This window comes from Staphylococcus sp. CWZ226, from assembly GCF_018986355.1.
GTDB lineage: Bacteria > Bacillota > Bacilli > Staphylococcales > Staphylococcaceae > Staphylococcus > Staphylococcus simulans.
Window position 1 is genome coordinate 125,543 of the sequence record NZ_JAHMSB010000002.1, and the last position, 23,483, is coordinate 149,025.

Sequence of the window (23,483 nt, forward strand, 5' to 3'; positions counted from 1 at the left end):
TCAATAATATGAAGTTAGCATGGAAAGAGATCGTATTCTATAAGTTCAAATATATTTTAATAATGCTGATTATCTTGTTACTGGCTAGCATGGTATTATTCATTAGCGGACTCGCACAAGGGCTTGGACGCGAAAACATTTCTATGTTAGATAATATGAATGCTGAAAAATACGTCGTACAAGATATGAAAGAGCCGGTGATTGAAAAATCAGCGCTTAAACCAGACGAGAAAAAAGACATCGAGAATGTAGTCAACGCAGAGCCATTCCAAATCGGAATGCAATCAATGAAAAGCGAGAATTCAAATGACCTAGACATCATGTTGATTAATCCTGGTAAAGACTTCAAACCAGCTTTATCAGAAGGTCATTATCCAAAAGCTGATAATGAAGTTGTTATTAATAAAAAATTAACAGCTGATGGTGTGAAAAAAGGTGACACTGTAACATTCAAGAATGGTGACAAAGATTATAAAGTTGTAGGTCTATTAGAAGACACAATGTATTCACACACATCTGCAGTGATGACAACAGGCGATACGTTTGAAAAATTAGTGCCAAAAGCAGCAACATTCTATCCATTAAAAGATGTATCTAAAGCAGATGAGAAAAAAATTAATGACATTAACGGTGCAAAAGTAGTAACTGAAAAAGACTTAACTGACAATATTCCAAGTTACAACGCAGAGCAAGCACCATTAACAATGATGATTGTCAGCTTATACGTGATTTCAGCAATTGTCTTAAGTGCATTCTTCTACGTTATGACAATTCAAAAAATCTCTGAAATCGGTATTTTAAAAGCTATCGGTATCAAAACAAGACACTTGTTATCATCATTAGTATTCCAAATCTTACTTGTTACAATGATTAGTGTGGTTGTTTCATTACTGATTATTAGTGGCTTAGGTATGATAATGCCAGTAAGTATGCCGTTCCACTTAACTGCAGGCAACATGTTACTTGTAGTAGGCGTCTTCGTAGTCGTTGCAATTATCGGTGCAGCATTATCATTCATTAAACTCGTTAAAGTAAATCCAATTGAAGCAATCGGAGGTGAAGGATAATGGGTTTAGAAGTTAAAGATATTACAAAATCATTCGGTACTGGCCAAGCTAAAACAGATGTTTTAAAAGGTGTTAACTTTGAAGTTAAAACTGGAGAATTCGTTATCTTGAGCGGTGCTTCAGGTTCAGGTAAATCAACGTTATTAACAATTTTAGGTGGTCTACAAGATCCAGATACAGGTAAAATTATCTACAATGGTGCGCCATTGTTCTCAAAAGAAAAAACAAACTCAGATATGCGTTTAACTGAAATCGGCTTTATCTTCCAAGCTTCGCATTTAGTGCCTTACTTGTCAGTTAGAGACCAATTGACATTAGTAGGACAAGAAGCGGGCATGTCTAAAAAAGATGCGAAAGCACGTGCAGAGCAATTATTAGACCAAATCGGTTTGAAACATCGTTTAGATGCTTATCCGTTTATGTTATCTGGCGGTGAAAAACAACGTGTTGCGATTATGCGTGCATTCATGAATAATCCAAAAATCATCTTAGCTGACGAACCAACAGCAAGCTTAGATGCCCACCGTGCAACAGAAGTAACTGAAATGATCAGAGAACGTATCACAAATGAAGATATGGTCGGAATTCTTATCACACATGACACAAGACTCTTTGATTATGCAGACCGTGTCATTGACTTGTTCGATGGTAAAATTATTAATAAAAAAGATGACAGTGAAGAAGTATAAACACAGTCAAATATAATTAACGCTCATAATAGTAGCCAATGATTAATCGCGTTAATTGGGGAAACATTATTAAGGGAAAATAATGTAAAAAAAGTTGAGGTCAAACCTAAAATAGGTGAGACCTCAACTTTTTTATTTATATACATAGCATTATATGAGTTAGAACATAGATAAAAAGAATTCAAGTAATATAGGGTGCTTAACGAACATACTGCCAATGAACAAAGCACCGAAATAAATGGTTAATAACAGTTTATAACAATACATCAAAGCAAAAAAGTCTCTGATTAATGCTGTATCAAAAAATGGATAAGGTGTGCGACTGCCAGCACCGACTGCGTTCATCTTAAGAACTTGTGCAAAACGCAAGCCGCGTAATATGTGAAATTGACTCGTGACAATAGCGATGTGTTCAAAAGCTTGATTGCTGATAAGTGCTTTTGTATTATTCAGGTTTTCAAAAGTGCTATGTGATTGATCTTCTAAAATAATACGATCTTCTGGAATGTGTTGTTCAATTAAATACGCTTGCATGGCTTCAGCCTCTGACACTTTATCTCCTTCACCAGTCCCGCCGCTGACTACAATGTAAGGGTTGCCATGATGATTTTGATATAAAGCAACTGCACGATCTAAGCGCCAAGCCAGCATTTGTGTCACTTGATTGCGATATAAACCTGCACCTAGTACAATGATTACATCAATCGGTTCTGGCAGTACGACCATACTAAATGCTGAAGACCAACTTAAATAGTGGACTAAGGCAAAGAGTGTACTGATAGTAATCCAACCAATCCATAAGAAAAGTGCATTCAGCACGGGTACTGGAATATGACTTAATAAATTTAAAGCCAATGCTAAGAAAGTAACAGCTAAAGTCAGACCCAAAATTCTTGTGAAGAACATACGTGCACTTTTCCAAACTAAAATAGCCCGATGCTTGAATAATAAAAGTAAGGCACCTATTATAGATACGCTGGCTAAATCATAAGGCAATGTACGCGTGATTAAATGAATAAATAATATGATGAATCCTAAGACCAGAGTAATGAAAAAGGATTGTATATTTAAAAAGCGATAGTGATTAAAGTATAAATAGATATAACTACATAAAATCAATAGGCTTAATATGAGTGAAAGTAATAGCATAATTAACCTCTATATAATAAATTTCCTTCTTCTAATCTTACCCTATTTCGCCTTATGTTACTTTAGATATGATATGATTAGATATACGGATTGTTTAATATGTAGAATAAAAAGGTTCTCATACTGAGATGCAATAAGAAATTTTTATAGTTATGAAGGAGAAAATCATGGAAAACATTGAGCAACACACGCAGTTTATGGCAATGTTTATCGAAGATATTAATACCCTCATGGCAAGTTTGCTAGAAGGTTTACGTAAGGAATATCATATTTCGATTGAACAATCTCAAGCTTTATTTTTACTAGACAATAATAAATCTTTGACACTTTCAGAAATTACTGAAAAACAAGGTGTCAATAAAGCTGCCATCAGTCGTCGAATTAAAAAGTTAATTAATCTTGAATTAGTTGAACTTGTAAAACAAAATGAAAACGTAGACCAACGTTTGAAGTATGTGAGACTTACTGACAATGGTCGCGAATATATAGAACGTACTAAAGTGATTGTAAATGATGTTTCTACATACTTGCTTCAAGATATATCACAATCACAAATAGAAGAAACAGCTAAAAACTTAAGAATTATCGATCAACGTATTAAAGAATATATTTCTAAAATTCGATAAATCAAATAGCATTGATAAAAATCGGTACCTTATCAAAGTGTACCGATTTTTGTCATAATTACTGTTAAAAAAGGACATAAGGCTAAATACTGATATAATTTTATTGTGTAGTCTATTATAATAGAACTATCCAACAGTTTTACAGAAGAAATGTCGGTTTTAGTTTTACTTTTTTGTGCAATACCTGTAAAATTTGTGCGGGTTACATAAAATTTAAGAAAAACAAACATTCTTTACATAGAAAATCGAGTTATTTTCAACATTTCCTGGGAAATGTGAGTAAAATTTGAAAGTATTGAAACGAGGTGAACTGTCAATGGGGCAATCCGAAAAGCCGGATTCTAATGAAAGCCGCAAAACGCGTGAACAACGTATGCGCACAAATCAGAATCTACGTAAAATGGTGCCGTGGGGTATCGGTATTTTTATCGTTATCTTATTGATTATTCTGTTTTTCTTGTTGAGAAATTTCAATACACCAGAAGCACAAGCAAAAATCTTAGCGAATGCAGTGAAGAATAATGATACACAACGTATTGCGACGATTTTAAGTACACGTGAGAATAAAGTAAGTACGTATGAAGCGGAAACGTACATTAAATATATAAAAAGCGAAATCGGTCAGAATAAGTTTGATAAAGAACTGCAAGAGACGATACGCAACATAGACCGTAACGACAAAGATGCCAGCTTTATTAAAACACCTGATGGCAATAAAATACTGCGCATTACTAAAAATGGCCGCCGTTTTATTTTCTTTGATAACATCAGTTTCACTACGATTACTAAGAAACCGATTATTAAACCTAAAACGAAAACAACGTATATTTTCAGAGCGGATGATCGAAAACGTAAAGTTATTGCAGAAGCTAATGAAGCCACTATGTTAGGTAACTTTATTCCAGGTGATTATAAAATTCCAGCAACAAAAGAAACAGCTAATGGTAAATTCAGTGGTTATTTGACTTTCTCATTTAAAAATAGTAACAGCGAAACAGTCGATGTTCATGAAAAATTCCCTGAGGCGAATTTAAACATCAAGTTAGAAGGTGCCAATAAATTAGAAGGTAAGCATATGAAAGTAAAAATTAATGGTAAGTCTTACAATTACGATCACACACGTTTATATGGACCTTACCCTGTAACTGATGAAGTTGAAGTATCAGCAGAAGGTAAAGTCAAAGGCAGAACATTCGAATCTGACAGCATAAAAATTTATCCGAATGAATTAAAAGAGAATACCCCTGTGACGTTACACTTCGAAAAAGAAAAAATTGAGAAGTATGTTGAAGAGAAAGAAAAAGAGGAAAACAGTTTAAAAAATAAATTGTCTCGGTTCTTTGATAAATATACGTCAGCTTTAAATGAAGCGTCGACGAATAATAACTTCGCAAGTGTCTCTCCATTTTTAAAATCAGGAACGGATAATTATAAACAGACACAACATTTGATTCAAACAGGTCAAGGTGCAGCGTCTTTTTACCAATCGTCCCAAGTCGTTGATGTAACGACTGAAGGGGCGCACGTTTACGCTGAAGTCTTAACTTTAAATAACCAAGGTGTATGGGTTAAATCAACCTATAAACTTTTAGATGATAATCATAAATCGGGTCAGATACCAAGTACTGACGACTTGAAAATTATCAGCTATCAATCATAAATAAACTCCTTTTTATCCATTGGATAGAGAGGAGTTTATTTAATATACGTCACTTGTAGTTTTGTTTATTTGAAATACGTGTTTTATTTTCATTGTATTATTTTGACTATCGGTATAACATGAGGATATTAATTGAATTGTACAGAGAGAAAGAAGGGGATTGTTTGTGAGTCAGGGACATACATATCAAAAGCGACCGCCTATATTTTTGATTATTATCTTAGGGGCGCTGACAGCCATCGGTGCGTTATCCATCGATATGTTTTTACCAGGGCTGCCGCAAATCAGATCGGATTTTAATACGACTGCATCTGCGGCACAATTAACACTGACTTTATTTATGGTTGGATTAGCGTTTGGTAATTTGATTATGGGACCTTTATCAGATGCTTATGGAAGAAAGCAACCTTTAATTATAGTGATGGTCATCTATACTATCGCAAGTATAGGTATTGTTTTTTCAGTGAATATCACGATGATGATCAGTTTAAGATTGATTCAAGGTTTATGTGCAGGGGCAGCTGCGGTGATTTCACGAGCGATTGCCAGTGATATGTATCATGGAAAAGCTTTAACAAAATTCCTAGCTGTTTTAATGTTGGTGAATGGTGTCGCACCTGTGATTGCGCCAGCACTGGGCGGCATTATCCTATTATTTTCAACATGGCATATGGTCTTTATTATCTTAACGATTTTCGGGATTTTTATGGTATTCAGTACCTCTATACGTGTGCCAGAATCATTAAGTAAGCAAGCGAGAGAGCCAGCTGATATCAAATCAATTTTAATTCAATTCAAACGTTTGTTGAAGCGCCCGAGATTTGTTTTACCAATGTTGCTTCAAGGTATGACTTTTGTGATTTTATTCAGTTATATCTCAGCCTCTCCTTTTATTACACAACGTATTTATACACTTTCACCACAAGCGTTCAGTATTATGTTCGCAGTGAATGGTATCGGCTTGATTATTTCATCACAATTATCTGGTAAATTAGTTGATTACTTTTCACCTTTAGCAATAATGCGTGGTTATACTTGGGTTCAACTCGTCGGAGTTGTCTTGATTTCAATTGTGCTGATTTTCCACTTGCCCATTTTCTTTTTATTCATAGCTTTCTTTGTGTTAGTCAGCCCAGTAACAGGTATCGCAACACTTGGATTTTCAGTGGCGATGGATGAACGTACAGGAGGCGGGGGCAGTGCTTCTAGTTTACTCGGTTTAGTTCAAACATTAATCGGAGGCATCAGTACACCGTTAGTCGGTTTAATGGGTGAAAGCAGTTATATCCCTTATTTAATTATCATTTTTATCGCATCAATAGTATTAATAATACTTCATTTGATTACTGCCAGAGTCTTTGCGCAGCCTCTATCAGAGAATGAGTAGTGAAAATATATAAAGCAGTGTTTTATTTATTCATATAAAAAGAGGAAGTGTCTTCGTCAGACGCTTCCTCTTTGCTTATTATTGAGTATTTTAAGCTTGTTGTCTCATTTTTATAGTATTGACTAACATCGTTTGTGCCATTGCTTCAGGTGCTTCTGTACAATCACGTCTTAACCAAGTATGAATTACACCTAATTGGCCTCCGATTAAGTAATGTGCAAAGTAAATCTTATCTGAAATACGTGTATAATCATTCAACAATCGTTCGTAAGATTCATGTGTAAAAGTGACGAATTTAATAATCACATCTTTTTGTGGATGTGTGACAAAGATGGCACGAAAAAATCGTTGAAATCGATTAATGTATCTGAAGATAATACGGAAAAACTGAAGCAGCTTTTGATTATCCTTTTTAATGGTTTCAAAATCTTGATATATAATGTGCATTAACTTTTGATAACGCGACATGTGATAGTTTTGAATCTGTTCAAATAAATCGTATTTATCTTGGAAGTAGTCATAAAAAGTAGAACGGTTAATACCACTATATGCGCAAATCATTTTAATTGTGATTTCTTCTGGCGCATAGTTTTCCATCAGACCAATTGTATTTATAAATATTTTGATTCGAGCACGCTTTTTCATCTCTGCACCTCTTCGTTACACTTTAGAATCGCCCGACACATTTTTTAAAAGTGTTGGTGTTTTTTTAAGTTACATGTCTTTATACTATTAAAAGTGACTTTGAAAAGCAAATAGGAGGAAAGTATGTATGAAGAAGTTAATCATTATTAATATTGTGACAATCGTAGTGCTTGTGTTAATCGGCATCGGCGGATTTTACTATTATAACCAAGCAACAAGTTATATAAAAACAGATAACGCGAAAGTAGATGGCCAACAAATTAAAATTGCGAGCCCTGTTTCAGGTAAAGTAGAATCATTTGATGGCAAAGAAAACAAATACTATAAAAAAGATGAACAAATCGCAGAAGTAGCAGGTAAAGGAGAAGACGGTTCTCCACAAAAAATGGATATTAAAATGCCTCAAGCAGGAACTATTGTGAAAACAGATGCGCAAGAAGGTGGCATGGTTCAAGCAGGTTCTCCAATGGCATATGCTTATAATTTAGATGAATTATATATTACCGCAAATGTAGATGAGACAGACATTGGCGATGTTGAAAAGGGTAGAAAAGTAGATGTTAAAATTGACGGTCAAGATTCTAAAATGAAAGGTAAAGTAGAACAAGTCGGTAAAGCGACAGCTTCAAGTTTCTCTTTAATGCCTTCATCTAATAGCGACGGCAACTATACTAAAGTATCACAAGTCGTACCTGTGAAGATTTCACTTGAAAATGCACCGGCAAAATCAGTGGTTCCAGGTATGAATGCTGAAGTAAGTATTCATAAGTAAGGAGGTCAATCTATGACACTTGCTTTAATTATATATATTGTCGTTGCATTACTGATTGTATTGCTGATCAATGTTTTCTTAAGAAAACGTAAAACTTCTCAATCAGTACGTCAACCTAACCCCTCTCACATCAAACAAAATACTGATCCTTCAAGATTTAAAGCGAGCGATTTAGAAACATCAGATGAATCAACAGAGGAGACAGACTTAAAACAGACTCACTCAGATGAAACAGAAACTGAGTCCACATATGAACAAGAAACAACACAAAACTCAGAAACAGAAGAGACAAAACAACCTGCACAAGGCGATTCGGTCATGTATCGTTTTGGTAAAGGTGCAACACGTAATAAAGTCCTTGCGGCGATGTTGTTTGGGATGTTTATTGCGATTTTAAACCAAACATTATTAAATGTGGCATTGCCTAAAATCAACAGTGATTTCAATATTACCGCGTCAACAGGTCAATGGTTGATGACTGGTTTTATGTTGGTAAACGGTATTTTAATTCCGGTCAGTGCCTTTTTATTCGACCGTTTTTCTTACCGTAAATTATACTTGTTCTCACTTGTTATTTTCACACTCGGCTCATTAGTGTGCGGGATTGCGATGAACTTCCCGGTTATGATGACTGGCCGTGTGCTTCAAGCAGCGGGTGCAGGGATATTAATGCCGTTAGGTTCTAATGTGATTATGACGATTTTCCCACCGGCTAAACGTGGTATGGCTATGGGTGTGATGGGCGTTGCGATGATTTTAGCGCCAGCCATCGGCCCGACATTATCAGGTTATATCGTTCAAAACTATCACTGGAATCTTATGTTTTACGGTATGTTCTTTATCGGTATTGTGGCGATTGTTGTCGGCTATTTCGGTTTCAAAATTTATCAACATACGTCTCAACCTAAAGCAGATGTCCCAGGTATTATTTTCAGTACATTAGGTTTCGGCGCATTACTGTATGGCTTTAGTGAAGCAGGTAATGCAGGTTGGGGTTCAAATGAAATTATCGTTTCATTTACTATCGGAGTTATCTTTATTATCTTATTCATCTTAAGAGAGTTACGTATGAAGATGCCGATGTTGAACTTTGAAGTCTTGAAGTTTCCGACTTATGCATTAACAACACTTATTAACGTTATTGTCATGATGAGTTTATATGGCGGTATGTTATTATTACCGATTTATTTACAAGATTTACGTGGTTTTACCGCGATTGATTCAGGTTTATTACTATTACCAGGTGCTTTAGTTATGGGACTATTAGGTCCAATTGCTGGTAAATTGTATGACATGATAGGTATTAAACCACTTGCGATATTTGGTATCGCGGTTATGACATACGGAACATGGGAGTTAACGCATTTAACAATGGATACACCGTATTCGCATATTATGGGGATTTATATTTTACGTTCATTTGGTATGGCATTTATTATGATGCCGATTATGACAGCAGGTATGAATGCATTGCCAGCACGTTTAATTTCACATGGTAATGCCTTAGTGAACACATTGCGTCAATTAGCGGGTTCTATCGGTACAGCTATTCTCGTTACAGTGATGACGACACAAACAACTGAACACATGAATACGTTCGCACAAGATTTAGATAAAACGAATCCGGCGATTCAAGATCAAATGAAAGAAATGGCCATGCAATATGGCGGTCAAGAAGGCGCAATGAAAGTGATTATGACCTTCTTAAATAAACTTGCGACAGTTGAAGGTGTCAATGATGCTTTCTGGATTGCGACATTATTTAGCGCTATCGCATTATTCCTTAGTTTCTTTATTCAAAGTAAGAAAAAAGCAGATGCATTTGCGCAAGAACATGATCATTAAAAAATATTGAAGATATTAAAAAAGCGACAGGTGCTGTATCTGTCGCTTTTTCTAATAAAAACGCCTCTGCGTCCTTTACGCAGGGGCGTTTCTTCAATTATGATTCATTTTTTAATTTGTAGGGTCTGTATTTGACGTGTTAGTTTGAGAATTCTTCGTAGGTGCTTTAAATGGCCACCAGTTTCCTTGATTGAATGATTGTGCAACCGAAGGAATGAAGAGTGGTAATAAGAGTACGTTATAAATGATAAGTCCGATAATAATCACAGTCGCAATTTCCATAAGTGTTAAGGCACCAGAAGTATAAAGTGCTGCGACAGTACCGACTAAAATGACACATGCGGTCATGATAACTGTACCCATCTTACGCATTGAAGTGATGATGGCGTCAGTGACTGAATGACCTTGTTCGACTTCTTCGGTGAAGCGGTTGACTAAGAAGATTGCGTAGTCGATACCTAAAGCTATGAGTACAACAAAGCTGAAGAATGGAACAACTAATGAGAGGCCACCCATATCAAATAAGTTTGTAAAGATTAAGTTTGAAATACCGATAGATGCATAATATGTGATTAAAATAGATGCGATCATATAAATCGGCATAATAATTGAGCGTTCAAAGATTAACAGTACAATAAATAAGAACACTGTAATCAATGCGATGGCTTTACTCATATCACTATTGACTGTTTTTTCTAAGTCATTGTTTTGTGATGATGTGCCACCAAACTCAATATCACTGTTTTCGAATGATGTACCTTTGACTTGATGATCGACAGTTTCGTGTATCGTATCTACAGTCTGCATAGCTGATTTAGAGAAAGGATCTCCTTTTAATTCAACAGTCATTAAGAGTACCTTACCATTGCCTTCGCTATACTGTTTAACCGAATCTTTTAAATCTGTATTTTTCAACATATCATCTGTGATATGCATACCAGACTTGTCGATGTTTTTGTCATCGGCCATTTCTTTTAAGCGTTGTTGAATCTGAGTTTGTCCGTGTTGAACTTGTGAAATACCATTTTGTGATTGTTCTAACCCTTGTGCTAATTGACCAGACTGTCCAGTAACTTGTTGAACAGCTTGTTGTGGTGGAAGTTGAGAACTTTGTTGCAGCATTTGTTGTACACGTTGTTGTTCTGTTAGAGGTTCAACTTGTGACTGCATCTCACCTAAACCATTGTTGACTTGATCGAGTCCTTGATTCGCTTCATTTAACTTGCCTTGAATGACATCTAGTTGATGCGATGCTGAAAGAGATTTAATCGGTTCTCCGGTAGGGCGTGTAATCGTGCTGACACTATCGACACCTTTTATTTTTTCAATTGATTGTGCCAAGACTTCAGCATCATTCACACCTTTAGAAGTTGTCAGTTTATGATCATCTGCGATTGCAATATTTACTGGGAATGCTTGTCCCATAGTGAAGTCATCTTTAATGATATTGATGGCTTTGATGGAATCATATTGATCACTGATTTCATTAGTATTGTCGAATGAAATTTTATTAGGTGCGAAAATAATAATTGGTACCAAAATTACTAACACAATGACAAGGCCAAAGAAAGAACGTTTCGTTGTAAATTGACCCAACGTGCCCCATAATTTACTATCTTTGTGTGTACCAGCATTTCTGCTTGGCCAGAATATTTTTTCACCCGTTACCATTAATAGTGTAGGCAGCAAGGTGAATAAGATAATCATCAGACATAGCACACCGATTGCGATACCCATCGCTGAACGGAAGAGACTAAACTCTACAAAGAATAATGCTGCAAAGCCGACTAATACTGTAATGGCACAGATTAAAATCGTGCGTCCGCCATTTTTGAAAGTGTTAAATACAGCTTGATAATTGGATTGGTTTTTACTCAACTCTTCTTTATAACGGTTAAGTAATAAAATACAGTAATCCGTTCCAATACCAAACAGCAACGCGATTAAGAACGGTTGAATATAGATGGAAATTGGAAAATCGATATATTTAACAAGCAGTGCCAAAATACCTTGTGAGAATAAATAAGAAATACCAACTAAAAGTAATGGTACAAAAGGTGTAACTACAGAACGGAAGACTAAGAATAAAATACCAAGAATTAAAATGACTGTAATAATTTCAGTCTTCTGCAGGCCTTCGTTCACACTCTTATTGATGTCATCATTGATGATTTCATTACCAGTTAAATAAGAAGACTTAAAGTCTTGATGAATATGATTGATATCATCCGCAGCATTTAAAGTCTTAGTTTTATCATCTGTCGTTTCTATAGGAATGAGCACAGTTTTTTTATTATCTGCCACTAATTTGTCTTCAATGTCCTTACTTTCGACAGGATTAATGACATTTTCAACATGTTTCACTTTTTTGATGTCTTTAACATAGTCTTTAAGCTGTTGACGACTTGTTTTATCTAGAGGTCGATCTAACTTGACGACAGCGCTGATACTTTCGGAATCAGCACCGACTGCTTTTAATTTATTTGTATATTGTTGTGAGGTCATATTATCAGGAGGCTTTATATCACCTTTATCTTCAGCTAATTTTGTTAAATTAGGTGCGAAAATTAAAGTACAAGCCACCATTATCACAACAATAATTGAAATTAGCCATCTGAATTTCAATATTGTTTTCATTTTCTATATTGACTCCTTTTTTATAAAATTTTCTCATACTTTTTAGTTGAGAGGTGTTAACTATATCTATGATAAAGAGAATTGAGTTTATTGTAAAGTTAAATGTTTGAGAAAATTGAATATAAAAAAGCAACAACTCGGTGTGAGCTGTTGCGTAGTCATTAACTATTTAATTCGAATACGACGGTTTCTGAAGAATAAGCTGATAAAGAGTAAACCGAAACAACACGCGAGTAATACGGTCGCATTACTTATTGCTTCACCTGTGACTAAGATTTTATCAGGTGAGAGGTTAATAAAGTATTGTTGTAATGTTTCAGATACACGTTTCGCTGTTTCTTCAACGATATAAGCCAGGCCGAAAGGAATCGCAAACATAATGGCGATTAAGACCATATTGACAATTTTTATCGCAGTACGATTAAAAATCAATGTTAAAACCGTCAAAATCAAACTGAGAATACCTGCGAAGAAAAAGGCGTAAAAGGCCAGTTTCAATTTGCTGATATTATCTTGCAGTTGGCTGATTTGTGTTAAATCAACATTTTGACTCGAGATATTTTGCAGTGTCTCTTGGAAATTCAAGATTTGTGAAAAACGAATGGGTTCATTCACGAGTAAAATATTGAAAATAGGTTCTTTCAGCATACTGTAAATCGAGATAATTGTCAGAATCAATACGATGATTTGAATGATTAAGCTGACGTAAGAACGCTTCTTTTTAGGTGCGAAATACTGGCCGCGTTGAAGCGGTACTCGATCTAAAGGAGCTTTATCAGCCCGTCGTAAATTATTTTGAGCCATAATGGACCAAATACCTCCCTTTGAAGAAAGAAGAACAGAATGATTTATATATTCTTATAACTTATCTTCTGACTGTATTGTATATATTTTATCACTGATGACTTGAATCACATAGTACTTTCCTTGTGTTTCGTAGAGTTGTGCTACAGTCAGCCCTTCTTCATAATAAGCTTGATTGATCGTGTTGTTTGATGGGATTTCACTATGAAGTTGTGATAATTGTGTTGTTAAATCTTGTTTTGTATTTTGAATTAAAGTCGTGATGTCTTGATTGGTTTCTGTTCTTTGTAATTGATTTTGTAGCGTATCTATCATTTGACGTTTACCTTGTATAATCGCATGCATAATACCACGTTCAAATAATTTATAGTCAGGCCCCTTAGTTACACTGTCTTTGCGTTGATTGAGCTCGCTAAGTTCGACTTTGACATCGTCCGTTAAATCCAACAAAGTTACTTGAAGTTCTTCTTGAAGGGATAAACTCATTTAGAATCTCCTTTTTGAGGTATTTCAATACGATGCCCCAGTTGTTTTGGCCAATCAACCTTAGGTTGTGTGTGGTAGTAAAGTTCAACATTGCGCATAAATGTTTCTGGGAAAGGAGCTGATTTTTCACTATCACGATCGATACCCATCATCATTTGTTCATTCGTTGCGACAATGTTGCCTTGTTCGTTGCGCATAATTAAAAAGAAATGCAGACGCTTATAGTCATAGTTATAAAGATGAATATCAATTTGATAATTATCATCCAACTTAAGCTGGGATAAGAATGTTGTGTGTTCTTCAATTGTGAAAATCGTGTAGTTTAACTGCTTACGTTCGTCTAATGAAAGACCGTTATTATAGTTGAATTCATTCGTTGCTTGGCTGAACGCTTCGTTATATTGTGAATCATGCATATGCTGATTATGATCAATCATAGATTTTTCTACTGTACCTGTTAATGTAAATAGGTTGCTCATTAAAAAACTCCTTTACCGATTATTATTTTTTTATTTATCATGTATTGTTTTATACTTTATAACCCTCCATAATATACAAATCAATAGGGATAACTTCAAACATAATTAATACTAAAAATGATAAACTAATTTTATGACATAGGGGAGGGAAACGCATGAGTATGTCCATATATTATCAAACTCATTCACATGGCTTCAAAACAGTAGAAGACAAGCGTGATATTCCGTCAGATGCGACGGTGATTTGGTTTGATTTGAATGAACCGACTGAACAAGAAAATAAATTTTTATTAGATAACTTTGATTTTAACCCATTAGAAGTTGATGATACTATACATGCTAATCCAAGGGCGAAGTATAAGAATTATGGAGATTATCAAAATATCGTGTTTCATCGACTTTCAGAACAAAACTATCAAGTTGAAGTCTTGAATATTTTCATTAAAAACAATATCTTAATCACATATCATCATCAGCCGATTGATGAAATTGAAGCAGTGCACAAGCAAGTCACTGCTCATTTCGATAAAGATTTAGATTGTGATGATATCGTTCTATATATCCTTGACCATATTGTGGATGAATATTTCAATCACGTGGAAAAGATATCTGATAAAGTGTTTATGTTTGAAGATGAACATGGAGGAGAACGTACCAACAAGTATATGATGGATGATTTGTTTGATTTACGTTCTGATATTATCAAGATGAACCGAATCATCATGCCGATGAAAGAGTTGATTGATACGTTGCAATATTCGAGTGCTTTAGTGAGAGATGAAAGGCATAGAATGTATATTCAACATATTAAAGATCATATCGTTAAAGAAGAAAATATGTTGAGAACAGCGCAGGATATCACGAAAGAAATCAGAGACAATTTTGAATCATATACTACATATAGAATGAACCACGTCATGCAGATATTAACTATTGTTTCAATGATTTTCATGCCATTAACATTGCTTGCGGGGATATACGGAATGAACTTTGAATATATGCCAGAATTGAAATGGCATTATGGTTACTTTATATGCCTAGGATTGATGGTACTAATTACGTTATGGTGTCTTTGGTTCTTCAAACGTAAAAATATGCTTTAGCATGATTTGAAATGGGAGCATTAAAAACTGGAACGAATGTCAGTTGATTGATACACTATCACTAATACATGAAAGAAAAGAAAGTAGGAAAGACAATGAGCGACTCTAAAAGGGAACAACGAAAAGATGATCACGTAAAAATTGCGATGGCACAAACTGATCCGAAACTAACTGATTTTGATCGTGTCAGATTTGTACATCATTCTATTCCAAGCGTGGATGTAGAACAAGTAGATTTATCAGTCAAATTACCAGACTTTGACTTAAGTTCACCCCTATACATTAATGCCATGACAGGCGGCAGTGAATGGACAAAACAAATCAACGAAAAGCTTGCGGTAGTTGCGAGAGAGACAGGGCTTGCAATTGCGGTAGGTTCAACACATGCTGCATTACGTAATCCAAAAACTGCAGATTCATTCAATATTGTAAGAGAAAAGAATCCAGAAGGTATCTTGTTTAGTAATGTCGGTGCAGATGTGCCAGCAGACTTAGCTAAGAAATCTGTAGAGATGTTGGATGCAAATGCACTGCAAGTACATGTCAATGCACCACAAGAACTTGTAATGCCAGAAGGTAATCGTACATTTTCAAATTGGATGGAAAACTTGAGCTTGATTGTTCAAACAGTTGATGTACCTGTGATTGTGAAAGAGGTCGGTTTCGGTATGAGCAAAGAAACGATAGAAGCTCTATATGAAATCGGTGTACGTTATGTAGATGTCAGCGGCCGCGGCGGTACGAACTTTGTTAATATCGAAAATGAACGCCGTGATTTAAAAGATATGTCTTACCTTCAAAATTGGGGACAATCAACAGTCGAATCTTTATTAGAAAGCCAATCACTACAAAATAAAATGATTGTATTTGCGAGCGGCGGTGTACGTAACCCGCTGGATGCTGTGAAATGTATTGCGCTAGGTGCGGATGCAGTAGGTATGTCTCGACCTTTCTTAGAACAAGTTGAAAATAATGGGATTACACAAACTGTAGAATATGTAGAAGCGTTTCTTGAACAAATGAAACGAATTGCGACGATGTTGGATGCATCCAATATTCAAGATTTACAACAAACGTCAGTCATTTTTGATCAATATCTAAAAAATTGGATAGAACAACGTGGATTAAAATAGAAAATAGCACAAGAATCATTGTATGAAAATATACAAAAATAAGTGGAAATATAAGGAGAGCGGTTCAACTGGTAGAGGGTTGAACCGCTTTTTTAGTAACAAATTGGTTTTGGTATAGGCAATCACGAAGAGCTGGACCTTTGAGTCCATAGGCTCTGGCAACGCTTACACTTATTATAGAACATTAATTTGCACAAAGCAATTAGATTCATAAAAAATGATGGATTGTACAAAATAAAATGATTGGTAAATAACAAAATTACAGATGAGTATTATTTAGTACCTATAAGAAACATTTTGACATAAATGTGTATTGATTTATATCTATCTTTAGAAACTGAGCTGAATTTATAATAGGAGTATATTAATTCTCTGTCGAAGGGGGTCAGGGAGTGAGACCTAGTTATTCACAATTCAAAGAAACCGTGCTGATAGAACCGACATCACCAGTTGTTGAACCGTTTTTATACTATTATGATAAGAACCAACATCACATCTCAGGGCTACACATCAGTATAGAAGTTGAGTTAAATAATTGGAATGTTTCTCTCGAAAACAATATCAACACGAATATTATTACAGCCAGTCATACTTTTAAAGTTGATCGTGCTGAAAATAATGTGAAGTATCATTTGGTTGTCATAACACCCGAGACAAATACCGCTATGATAATAGACATCAATCAGGATTTGCGTATAGAGTTGAGTCGTTCATCGACAAAATATATATACGACATAACCAACTATTTGATTAGTGGCGAGAATTATATATATACTGCTTATTTAAGCTGTCAACTAACTCATCATAATTTACAAAATTTCAAAATTGAACGTATTTTTAATGAATGCTTTATCTTAAAAACTTCTACGTGATTTTGAGTGGTCGGACTGTTAAATAAACTATCATACAGTGCTTCAACTCTAAATTTTAAAATATGGACACTAACTTTTTTCAAAGAATGTTAACATATATACATGAATGATTACATCCAAAATAATAAAGGATGAGTCTTGACAGTTGTTTGTGTGTGACTCCAACATAAGCAATGTGACAGATTAAATAAGCAAAATGATTTAGAAACTTAGGGTAGACTATTTACAGATTGTAATAGTTTTTGTGAATTGATGAGATGTCCTTGTCTATGACATATAGATGAGGGCATTTTTGCGTAGTTAGAAAATGTTGGAAATAGAGTCGTCCTAAATACTCTATTCAAAATAAAGCCACAACATTTTGACATATCTGTTAAAAGTATGGGCATCCTCTTCTAAATTCTATATATTGTGGTAATTTAGTATTTAGAACACAAGATATAGTAGAAAAGGGGAATTCTATGTTGAAACTAGAAGAAAGCTTAAGTCGCTTAATTAATAAAGATCCGACAGTAGTTAATGAAAACGCGAATAAAGACAGTGAAACATTTACGACAATGCGTGACTTAACTGCAGGTGTCGTTTCAAAATCATATGCCTTAGAACACTTATTACCAAAACATGTGGCAGCAGCACATTTAAATGGAGATATTCATTTCCATGATTTAGATTATCACCCATTCCAACCTCTAACAAACTGTTGCTTGATTGATATTAAAGGGATGTTGGAAAAAGGGTTTGAAATTGGTAATGCACAAGTAGAATCACCAAAGTCCATTCAAACTGCGACAGCACAAATCGTTCAAATTATTGCGAACGTATCAAGCAGTCAATATGGTGGTTGTACAGTTGATCGTATTGATGAAGTATTAAGTCAATATGCAGAATGTAACGCCAGAAAACATCGCGAAATCGGAGAAAAGTTTGTATATCCTGAACAATTGGATGATTATGTCCGTACGCAAACTGAAAAAGATATTAAAGATGCGATGCAAAGTTTAGAATATGAAATTAATACACTTTATACGTCTAATGGACAAACACCTTTCGTGACACTAGGTTTCGGCTTAGGCACAGATACATACAGCCGAATGATTCAAAAGGCAATCTTGAAAACTCGTATTCAAGGTTTAGGACATCATCATGTGACTGCCATTTTCCCTAAATTGGTTTACTCCATTAAAAAAGGTGTCAATTTTGCGCCTGAAGATATCAACTATGATGTAAAACAGTTAGCTTTAGAATGTTCTACTAAACGTATGTATCCAGATATTTTGAACTATGATAAAACTGTTGAAATTTTAGGTGACTTCAAAGCGCCGATGGGTTGTCGTTCATTCTTACCAGCATGGCAAAACGAAAAAGGTGAAAATGAAAACAGCGGTCGTTGTAATTTAGGTGTTGTTACTTTGAACTTACCGCGTATTGCGATTGAAACAGAAGGCGATCCAGCTGCATTCTGGAGATTACTTGATGAACGTATGACATTGATTCATGATGCATTAGTTTATCGCATTAAACGTATTCAATCTGTGATTCCAAATAACGCACCAATCCTTTATAAAAGCGGTGCATTCCATAATCGCTTAAAAGAAGATGATAATGTGATGGAATTATTCAAACATAAACGCGCAACTATCTCAATGGGCTATATTGGTCTTTATGAAGCAGCAACTGTTTTTTATGGACCTAACTGGGAAACAAATCCAGAAGCGAAAACATTCACATTAGACATTTTAAGACGCATGAAAGATTTCCAATATCAATGGACAGATGATTACGATATTTTCTTCAGCTTATACAGTACACCAAGCGAATCATTAACAGATCGATTCTGTCGTTTAGATACAGAACGTTTTGGATTAATCCCAAATATTACAGATAAAGGCTATTACCAAAACTCTTTCCATTACGATGTACGTAAAGCAGTGTCACCGTTTGAAAAATTGGATTTTGAAAAAGATTATCCTTTCTTAGCGAGCGGCGGTTATATTCATTATTGTGAGTATCCTAAATTGACACATAATACAAAGGCGCTAGAAGCGGTATGGGACTATTCATATGATAAAGTCAGTTATTTAGGTACGAATGCGCCGATAGACAAATGCTATGAATGCGGATTTGAAGGGGACTTTAAAACAACAGCACATGGCTATGAATGTCCACATTGCGGTAATCATGATCCTGATACAGTAGATGTGGTTAAAAGAACTTGCGGTTATCTTGGTAATCCTGTTCAAAGACCAACGATTGAAGGGCGTCATAAAGAAATTGCTGCACGTGTGAAACATATGAAAGGAAACGAATAACGATGTTATATGCACAAGTTGAAACGGGACAAGGTTATCTCGCAAAGATTGAAGAAGAATCGTTTGTGGATGGAGAAGGGGTCAGATGCAGTGTGTATGTATCAGGTTGTCCTTTTGCATGTGCCGGCTGTTATAATGTCGCAGCACAAAAATTTAAATATGGCACACCTTTTACAGATGAAACGTTGACTCAAATCCTTGATGCTTGTGCACCAGATTATATTGCTGGGTTAAGCCTGTTAGGCGGCGAACCATTTTGTAATATAGACATTATCCAACCCTTGATTGAAGCATTCAGAGCACGTTTTGGTCATACTAAAACGATTTGGGTTTGGTCTGGTTTTATGTTTGAGAATTTAAAACATAATACAAAAGCACGTAAAGAACTTTTAAAACAAATTGATGTCTTAGTAGATGGACCTTTTGTCCAACAACTTTATCAACCAGGCTTAGCATTCAAAGGTTCGCTGAATCAACGTGTCATCAATGTACCTTTATCTCTACAAACAAATACCATTATAGAAATATGAAAAAAGTGGTCTCTCCTGAACATAAGGAGGACCACTTTTTTTCGTTTATCAATAACTATTAAATTTAGTATCCATTTAAGGTTTCCAAGTTTCTTGTGCGGGTTTCATCTCAGATTTCCGCATACGTGAAACGTAAGGGTTACCCTCTACAGTAAAGCGTAATGGTTTATGTGTCCATTCACCTTTATTAGGAATGCCGATACGTGGACTTTCAACAATGTCAACTGGATAACGACGTTGTTTTGTATCGATTTTTAGAGGGCCTTCATTTAATTTAAAACCATCTAAGGCCATTGTCATATTAAAGGCACGTGTCCATTTACCTGGACCGTTTGTTAAGTCTATACCATCTTTACCGTTACGATTTTCTTTCATTTGTTCAGTAATCGTTTCGGGTTCTAGTGCACGGATTAGTACCCCTTGGGCAGTACCTGCTGGTTGTGTCACAAAGTTGATTAATAGATGTGTGTGCATGACATGTGCATAGATTGTACCGCCATCTTTATACATGGATTGTACACGAGGTGTATTTCGTCCATTGTACGTATGAGCAGCTTGATCAACATCGCCTAAATAGGCTTCTGTTTCAACGATATAACCTGCATACGTTTGTTCACCATCGTCGAATTGGACTTTAACTCCTAATAGATCACGTGCGATTTCCTCGGTTGTGCGATGAATAAAATCCATGACTTTCCTCCTCATCTATTTAATACAGTACTTTCTATTTTACGCAAAGATGATAAGGAATAACAATATTTCGTTTGAAGAAGAAGTTTGTAGATATTGTAAAGTTCAGAAAAACTATGCTAATTTTACAATAAGTCTGTTAAAATAAAAAAGAATAGTTTTAAATAACTATTACCTTTTAAAAGACATAAAAGAGTAAGTTGTAATACATAGAAGTATCGTAAAACAAAAAGTTAGAGAGGAGGATGAGTATGATAAGACGTGTTGGGTTTTTAGAAGCGTTTAAACTTTTCTGGAAAAATTATGTTAATTTTACAGGCAGATCGACACGCTCAGAATATTGGTTTGCGGCGTTATGGATGTTGATTTTATATGCGCCATTAACTTTTGTGATGATTTTAGGAACCATATTTTTAGTCGGTGGAGCTGCAGTTGATTCCAGTGGAGTAGCAGTTATGGGTATGATTTTATTCCTCATCTGCATGTTGGTTTATGTATTGTTTGCCTTAGCTACATTTATCCCAACTTGGGCTGTTATGATCAGACGTTTTCATGATACAGGCAGAACTATGGTGACGCCGATTGTTATGTTCGTATTGAGCATTGTGATGAATGTGTTTAATTTTGTACTTAATATGGATGAATCAACTGAACTAACACCAGCGTTAATTATATTTTTAATCATCAGCTTGGTTTATTTAGGTTTGTGGATTTATGTTCTTGTAGTGCTTTGTCTACCGAGTCAAGATAAAGATAATAAGTATGGTCGCAGTCCTTATGTGCATCGTTTTGAACAAGGTAATACGCCAGCCTCTAATACATCTCATGCTAAATCAGTTCAATCGACAAAAGGCAGTACGACCAGTCATGATTCAGGTTCAGATTTTTAATTTTGCTAGCGTTTATTGAGATAAGCATCTATTAGAAAGTAGTTCATATAGAATCTAAAAAATGGAGGAGATATACGATGCATGAACAACACAAAAAGAGTGTCGGATTCGTAGAAGCTTTTGTTTTATTCTGGAAACGTTACATTGATTTCAACGGGAGATCACGACGTTCAGAGTTCTGGTTTATGGTACTATGGACAATGATTATTAACATTGTATTGAATAGTCTGGATGCTTTATTAGGTTTGAATCAAAGTTTTGATAATACTTCTTTTGGTTTAACAACACTTTTTGAAATCGCAAGCTTCATTCCAGGGGTCGCTTTGCTTACAAGACGTTTCCATGATACAGGCAATACAATGGTGGTCCCAATTATCTTTTCTGCGCTATTAGTAATAGAACGTATTCTTTTATTTGTGGATTTAGGAGATGGCATGTTTGCTACAATTGTAGATGCCATTATCTCTATTGCACAGCTAGTATTTGTAATTTGGGTGATTGTCGTAGGTGTACAAAAGTCACAAGAAGGTCACAATGCTTATGGCCCAGAGCCTGTTGGGCAACGTTACAAACACGCCTAAAATCGAATAACAAAATAACAACATGGACGATACTTTTATATAGAAGGTATCGTCTTTTTGTTTATTATATGTGTCAATTTGACTAATATACTTGTCAAATTGACTATTATCATATAGCATGTGTATTAACGGAGGTAAGACGCATGAAAACACGATTAAAAGAATTGCGGGCACGAGATGGCTATAATCAAACACAACTTGCGAAAAAAGCAGGGATTTCACGACAAACCGTCTCATTAATTGAACGAAATGAATTTATGCCTTCCGTACTGACTGCCGCAAAAATTGCGCGGATATTCGGAGAACGCATTGAAGATATTTTCATTTTCGAGGAGGACGACTATGAGTAGCACGAAAAAGAATTGGAAATATGCAGGGAAAATCGCATTAGGTGGACTAGCAGGCGGATGTGTAGGATTATACTTCAGTTTTCTAGGTAACCATTCATCGTTACAACTGTTCGATTTTCAAGCAACCATTATTACCACACTGTTTACTATACTTTTAATTATAGGTATTGGTATTGTAATGAAATTGCAGCTATCCCAAGCTAAAAATTACAAGCATCTTTCAGAAGAAGATGAAGTGTTAGGAGATCATTATGATACTTTGTTCAATCGTAAGTTTTTCAACGCTTCAGTATTGAGCCATCTCAGTACATTTGTTGCGTTAGCGAATATTATTTTAGTCACTACGTTTAAATTTGCCAATAATCATTGGGAGGTTTCAGTCATCCCTTTTTTAATTTCATCAATTTTTAGTGTGATGTATAAAATCTATTTGCCTAAATTAGATTCAAGATTACCAAATCCTAATGATGAACAATATGGAGATAAAATGATGAAAGCGATGGATGAAGGCGAGAGATATGTTACATTTTCAGCGATATTTAAGTTATTTCAATATAACTTACTTGCATTAACTATTTTGATTCTCGTATTGGCATTCTATTCAGCAATTACAGGTCATACACAATCATTAGCTTTAACACTGCTATTTATCTTGTTTGTCTTTAATGTTAGTTTTTATTACATAAAAATTTACAAGTATTATAAAAGCAAATAAGTGTAAATTCTTTGTGAACAGTTTGTAAAGTTAGATATTTAATAATATTATTATCATATACTTA

General features: G+C 35.0%; 23 protein-coding genes. 16 read left to right on the forward strand and 7 right to left on the reverse strand.

Translation table 11 applies throughout. The features are described from left to right. Positions 1–8: 8 nt before the first annotated feature. Positions 9–1,067 carry an ABC transporter permease gene (locus KRR19_RS02250; protein ID WP_023015052.1) on the forward strand — a complete coding sequence of 353 codons (1,059 nt, stop codon included), beginning with the start codon at positions 9–11 and terminating at the stop codon, positions 1,065–1,067. After that, the gene (locus KRR19_RS02255) at positions 1,067–1,756 is read left to right on the forward strand and encodes an ABC transporter ATP-binding protein (protein WP_002479698.1); all 690 of its coding nucleotides are present in this window, start codon (positions 1,067–1,069) and stop codon (positions 1,754–1,756) included. Before KRR19_RS02250 ends, KRR19_RS02255 begins: the two co-directional genes overlap by 1 nt. 159 nt (positions 1,757–1,915) lie before the next feature. Here KRR19_RS02255 and KRR19_RS02260 read toward each other — a convergent pair whose 3' ends face one another. Continuing rightward, positions 1,916–2,905: a YdcF family protein gene (locus KRR19_RS02260; protein WP_107540146.1), complete on the reverse strand. Its 990-nt coding sequence runs from the start codon at positions 2,903–2,905 to the stop codon at positions 1,916–1,918. Positions 2,906–3,069: 164 nt separating this feature from the next. On the opposite strand from KRR19_RS02260, the gene tcaR reads away from it, so the two are divergent. The 3 genes from tcaR to tcaB all read left to right on the forward strand — a co-directional run bounded on the left by tcaR (position 3,070) and on the right by tcaB (position 6,578). Continuing rightward, positions 3,070–3,531, forward strand: coding sequence for a MarR family transcriptional regulator TcaR (tcaR, locus tag KRR19_RS02265; protein WP_031262454.1), 462 nt, complete (start codon positions 3,070–3,072; stop codon positions 3,529–3,531). A gap of 316 nt (positions 3,532–3,847) precedes the next feature. Continuing rightward, positions 3,848–5,191 (forward strand): TcaA second domain-containing protein, encoded by a 1,344-nt coding sequence (locus tag KRR19_RS02270; protein WP_156666780.1) that lies wholly within the window; start codon positions 3,848–3,850, stop codon positions 5,189–5,191. Positions 5,192–5,357: 166 nt separating this feature from the next. Further along, entirely contained in the window at positions 5,358–6,578 is a 1,221-nt protein-coding gene (gene tcaB, locus KRR19_RS02275) for a putative multidrug effflux MFS transporter TcaB (protein ID WP_023015048.1), read from the forward strand. Between the two features lie 90 nt (positions 6,579–6,668). Here the strand turns inward: tcaB and KRR19_RS02280 are convergent, their stop codons facing one another. Then, positions 6,669–7,223 carry a TetR/AcrR family transcriptional regulator C-terminal domain-containing protein gene (locus tag KRR19_RS02280; RefSeq protein WP_156666781.1) on the reverse strand — a complete coding sequence of 185 codons (555 nt, stop codon included), beginning with the start codon at positions 7,221–7,223 and terminating at the stop codon, positions 6,669–6,671. A gap of 127 nt (positions 7,224–7,350) precedes the next feature. Here KRR19_RS02280 and KRR19_RS02285 point away from each other — a divergent pair, with 127 nt between their 5' ends. Together KRR19_RS02285 and KRR19_RS02290 are read left to right on the forward strand one after the other, a co-directional pair. Then, positions 7,351–7,995, forward strand: a complete 645-nt coding sequence (locus KRR19_RS02285) for an HlyD family secretion protein (RefSeq protein ID WP_002479692.1) — start codon at positions 7,351–7,353, stop codon at positions 7,993–7,995. A 12-nt stretch (positions 7,996–8,007) separates the two neighbouring features. Next, positions 8,008–9,840: a DHA2 family efflux MFS transporter permease subunit gene (locus KRR19_RS02290; RefSeq protein WP_057509949.1), complete on the forward strand. Its 1,833-nt coding sequence runs from the start codon at positions 8,008–8,010 to the stop codon at positions 9,838–9,840. 111 nt (positions 9,841–9,951) lie between these two features. On the opposite strand, the gene KRR19_RS02295 is transcribed toward KRR19_RS02290, so the two are convergent. The 4 genes from KRR19_RS02295 to KRR19_RS02310 form a co-directional block, all read right to left on the reverse strand. After that, positions 9,952–12,477, reverse strand: a complete 2,526-nt coding sequence (locus KRR19_RS02295) for an MMPL family transporter (protein ID WP_156666782.1) — start codon at positions 12,475–12,477, stop codon at positions 9,952–9,954. 165 nt (positions 12,478–12,642) lie between these two features. Beyond that, positions 12,643–13,281, reverse strand: coding sequence for a hypothetical protein (locus KRR19_RS02300; RefSeq protein ID WP_002479689.1), 639 nt, complete (start codon positions 13,279–13,281; stop codon positions 12,643–12,645). A gap of 54 nt (positions 13,282–13,335) precedes the next feature. Continuing rightward, positions 13,336–13,767, reverse strand: a complete 432-nt coding sequence (locus KRR19_RS02305) for a hypothetical protein (protein ID WP_156666783.1) — start codon at positions 13,765–13,767, stop codon at positions 13,336–13,338. Next, complete coding sequence (locus KRR19_RS02310) at positions 13,764–14,246, reverse strand: thioesterase family protein (RefSeq protein WP_057509944.1); 483 nt, start codon at positions 14,244–14,246, stop codon at positions 13,764–13,766. The genes KRR19_RS02305 and KRR19_RS02310 overlap by 4 nt, the downstream gene beginning before the upstream one ends. Before the next feature lie 155 nt (positions 14,247–14,401). On the opposite strand from KRR19_RS02310, the gene corA reads away from it, so the two are divergent. The 5 genes from corA (at position 14,402) to nrdG (ending at position 20,193) form a co-directional block, all read left to right on the forward strand. Then, a complete protein-coding gene (corA, locus tag KRR19_RS02315; RefSeq protein WP_002479686.1) occupies positions 14,402–15,349 on the forward strand; it encodes a magnesium/cobalt transporter CorA in 948 nt (315 codons plus the stop codon). A 95-nt stretch (positions 15,350–15,444) separates the two neighbouring features. Next, a complete protein-coding gene (gene fni / locus KRR19_RS02320; protein WP_107587357.1) occupies positions 15,445–16,482 on the forward strand; it encodes a type 2 isopentenyl-diphosphate Delta-isomerase in 1,038 nt (345 codons plus the stop codon). Between the two features lie 392 nt (positions 16,483–16,874). Further along, on the forward strand, positions 16,875–17,354 hold the full coding sequence (locus KRR19_RS02325) for a hypothetical protein (protein WP_002479684.1): 480 nt from the start codon (positions 16,875–16,877) through the stop codon (positions 17,352–17,354). Between the two features lie 461 nt (positions 17,355–17,815). Next, positions 17,816–19,663 carry an anaerobic ribonucleoside-triphosphate reductase gene (nrdD, locus tag KRR19_RS02330; RefSeq protein ID WP_207021124.1) on the forward strand — a complete coding sequence of 616 codons (1,848 nt, stop codon included), beginning with the start codon at positions 17,816–17,818 and terminating at the stop codon, positions 19,661–19,663. Between the two features lie 2 nt (positions 19,664–19,665). Then, the gene (nrdG, locus tag KRR19_RS02335; protein WP_002479682.1) at positions 19,666–20,193 is read left to right on the forward strand and encodes an anaerobic ribonucleoside-triphosphate reductase activating protein; all 528 of its coding nucleotides are present in this window, start codon (positions 19,666–19,668) and stop codon (positions 20,191–20,193) included. A 75-nt stretch (positions 20,194–20,268) separates the two neighbouring features. Here the strand turns inward: nrdG and KRR19_RS02340 are convergent, their stop codons facing one another. Continuing rightward, positions 20,269–20,883, reverse strand: coding sequence for a DNA-3-methyladenine glycosylase (locus KRR19_RS02340; RefSeq protein WP_057509939.1), 615 nt, complete (start codon positions 20,881–20,883; stop codon positions 20,269–20,271). A gap of 251 nt (positions 20,884–21,134) precedes the next feature. Between KRR19_RS02340 and KRR19_RS02345 the strand changes: the two genes are divergently transcribed. From KRR19_RS02345 to KRR19_RS02360, 4 genes are all read left to right on the forward strand, one after another. After that, positions 21,135–21,773, forward strand: coding sequence for a DUF805 domain-containing protein (locus KRR19_RS02345; RefSeq protein WP_070468814.1), 639 nt, complete (start codon positions 21,135–21,137; stop codon positions 21,771–21,773). A 77-nt stretch (positions 21,774–21,850) separates the two neighbouring features. Continuing rightward, positions 21,851–22,354 carry a DUF805 domain-containing protein gene (locus KRR19_RS02350; RefSeq protein WP_060803629.1) on the forward strand — a complete coding sequence of 168 codons (504 nt, stop codon included), beginning with the start codon at positions 21,851–21,853 and terminating at the stop codon, positions 22,352–22,354. Positions 22,355–22,497: 143 nt separating this feature from the next. Continuing rightward, a complete protein-coding gene (locus KRR19_RS02355) occupies positions 22,498–22,704 on the forward strand; it encodes a helix-turn-helix transcriptional regulator (protein WP_002479678.1) in 207 nt (68 codons plus the stop codon). After that, the gene (locus KRR19_RS02360) at positions 22,697–23,419 is read left to right on the forward strand and encodes a DUF3169 family protein (protein ID WP_156666510.1); all 723 of its coding nucleotides are present in this window, start codon (positions 22,697–22,699) and stop codon (positions 23,417–23,419) included. The genes KRR19_RS02355 and KRR19_RS02360 overlap by 8 nt, the downstream gene beginning before the upstream one ends. Positions 23,420–23,483 lie beyond the last annotated feature (64 nt).

Excerpts from the sequence above, each read along its gene's own strand:
- KRR19_RS02250 (WP_023015052.1), top strand. The coding sequence starts at position 9 with ATGAAGTTAGCATGGAAAGAGATCGTATTCTATAAGTTCAAATATATT.
- KRR19_RS02255 (WP_002479698.1), top strand. The coding sequence starts at position 1,067 with ATGGGTTTAGAAGTTAAAGATATTACAAAATCATTCGGTACTGGCCAA.
- KRR19_RS02260 (WP_107540146.1), bottom strand. The coding sequence starts at position 2,905 with ATGCTATTACTTTCACTCATATTAAGCCTATTGATTTTATGTAGTTAT.
- KRR19_RS02270 (WP_156666780.1), top strand. The coding sequence starts at position 3,848 with ATGGGGCAATCCGAAAAGCCGGATTCTAATGAAAGCCGCAAAACGCGT.
- KRR19_RS02280 (WP_156666781.1), bottom strand. The coding sequence starts at position 7,223 with ATGAAAAAGCGTGCTCGAATCAAAATATTTATAAATACAATTGGTCTG.
- KRR19_RS02285 (WP_002479692.1), top strand. The coding sequence starts at position 7,351 with ATGAAGAAGTTAATCATTATTAATATTGTGACAATCGTAGTGCTTGTG.
- KRR19_RS02290 (WP_057509949.1), top strand. The coding sequence starts at position 8,008 with ATGACACTTGCTTTAATTATATATATTGTCGTTGCATTACTGATTGTA.
- KRR19_RS02295 (WP_156666782.1), bottom strand. The coding sequence starts at position 12,477 with ATGAAAACAATATTGAAATTCAGATGGCTAATTTCAATTATTGTTGTG.
- KRR19_RS02300 (WP_002479689.1), bottom strand. The coding sequence starts at position 13,281 with ATGGCTCAAAATAATTTACGACGGGCTGATAAAGCTCCTTTAGATCGA.
- KRR19_RS02305 (WP_156666783.1), bottom strand. The coding sequence starts at position 13,767 with ATGAGTTTATCCCTTCAAGAAGAACTTCAAGTAACTTTGTTGGATTTA.
- KRR19_RS02310 (WP_057509944.1), bottom strand. The coding sequence starts at position 14,246 with ATGAGCAACCTATTTACATTAACAGGTACAGTAGAAAAATCTATGATT.
- corA (WP_002479686.1), top strand. The coding sequence starts at position 14,402 with ATGAGTATGTCCATATATTATCAAACTCATTCACATGGCTTCAAAACA.
- fni (WP_107587357.1), top strand. The coding sequence starts at position 15,445 with ATGAGCGACTCTAAAAGGGAACAACGAAAAGATGATCACGTAAAAATT.
- nrdD (WP_207021124.1), top strand. The coding sequence starts at position 17,816 with ATGTTGAAACTAGAAGAAAGCTTAAGTCGCTTAATTAATAAAGATCCG.
- nrdG (WP_002479682.1), top strand. The coding sequence starts at position 19,666 with ATGTTATATGCACAAGTTGAAACGGGACAAGGTTATCTCGCAAAGATT.
- KRR19_RS02340 (WP_057509939.1), bottom strand. The coding sequence starts at position 20,883 with ATGGATTTTATTCATCGCACAACCGAGGAAATCGCACGTGATCTATTA.
- KRR19_RS02345 (WP_070468814.1), top strand. The coding sequence starts at position 21,135 with ATGATAAGACGTGTTGGGTTTTTAGAAGCGTTTAAACTTTTCTGGAAA.
- KRR19_RS02350 (WP_060803629.1), top strand. The coding sequence starts at position 21,851 with ATGCATGAACAACACAAAAAGAGTGTCGGATTCGTAGAAGCTTTTGTT.
- KRR19_RS02355 (WP_002479678.1), top strand. The coding sequence starts at position 22,498 with ATGAAAACACGATTAAAAGAATTGCGGGCACGAGATGGCTATAATCAA.
- KRR19_RS02360 (WP_156666510.1), top strand. The coding sequence starts at position 22,697 with ATGAGTAGCACGAAAAAGAATTGGAAATATGCAGGGAAAATCGCATTA.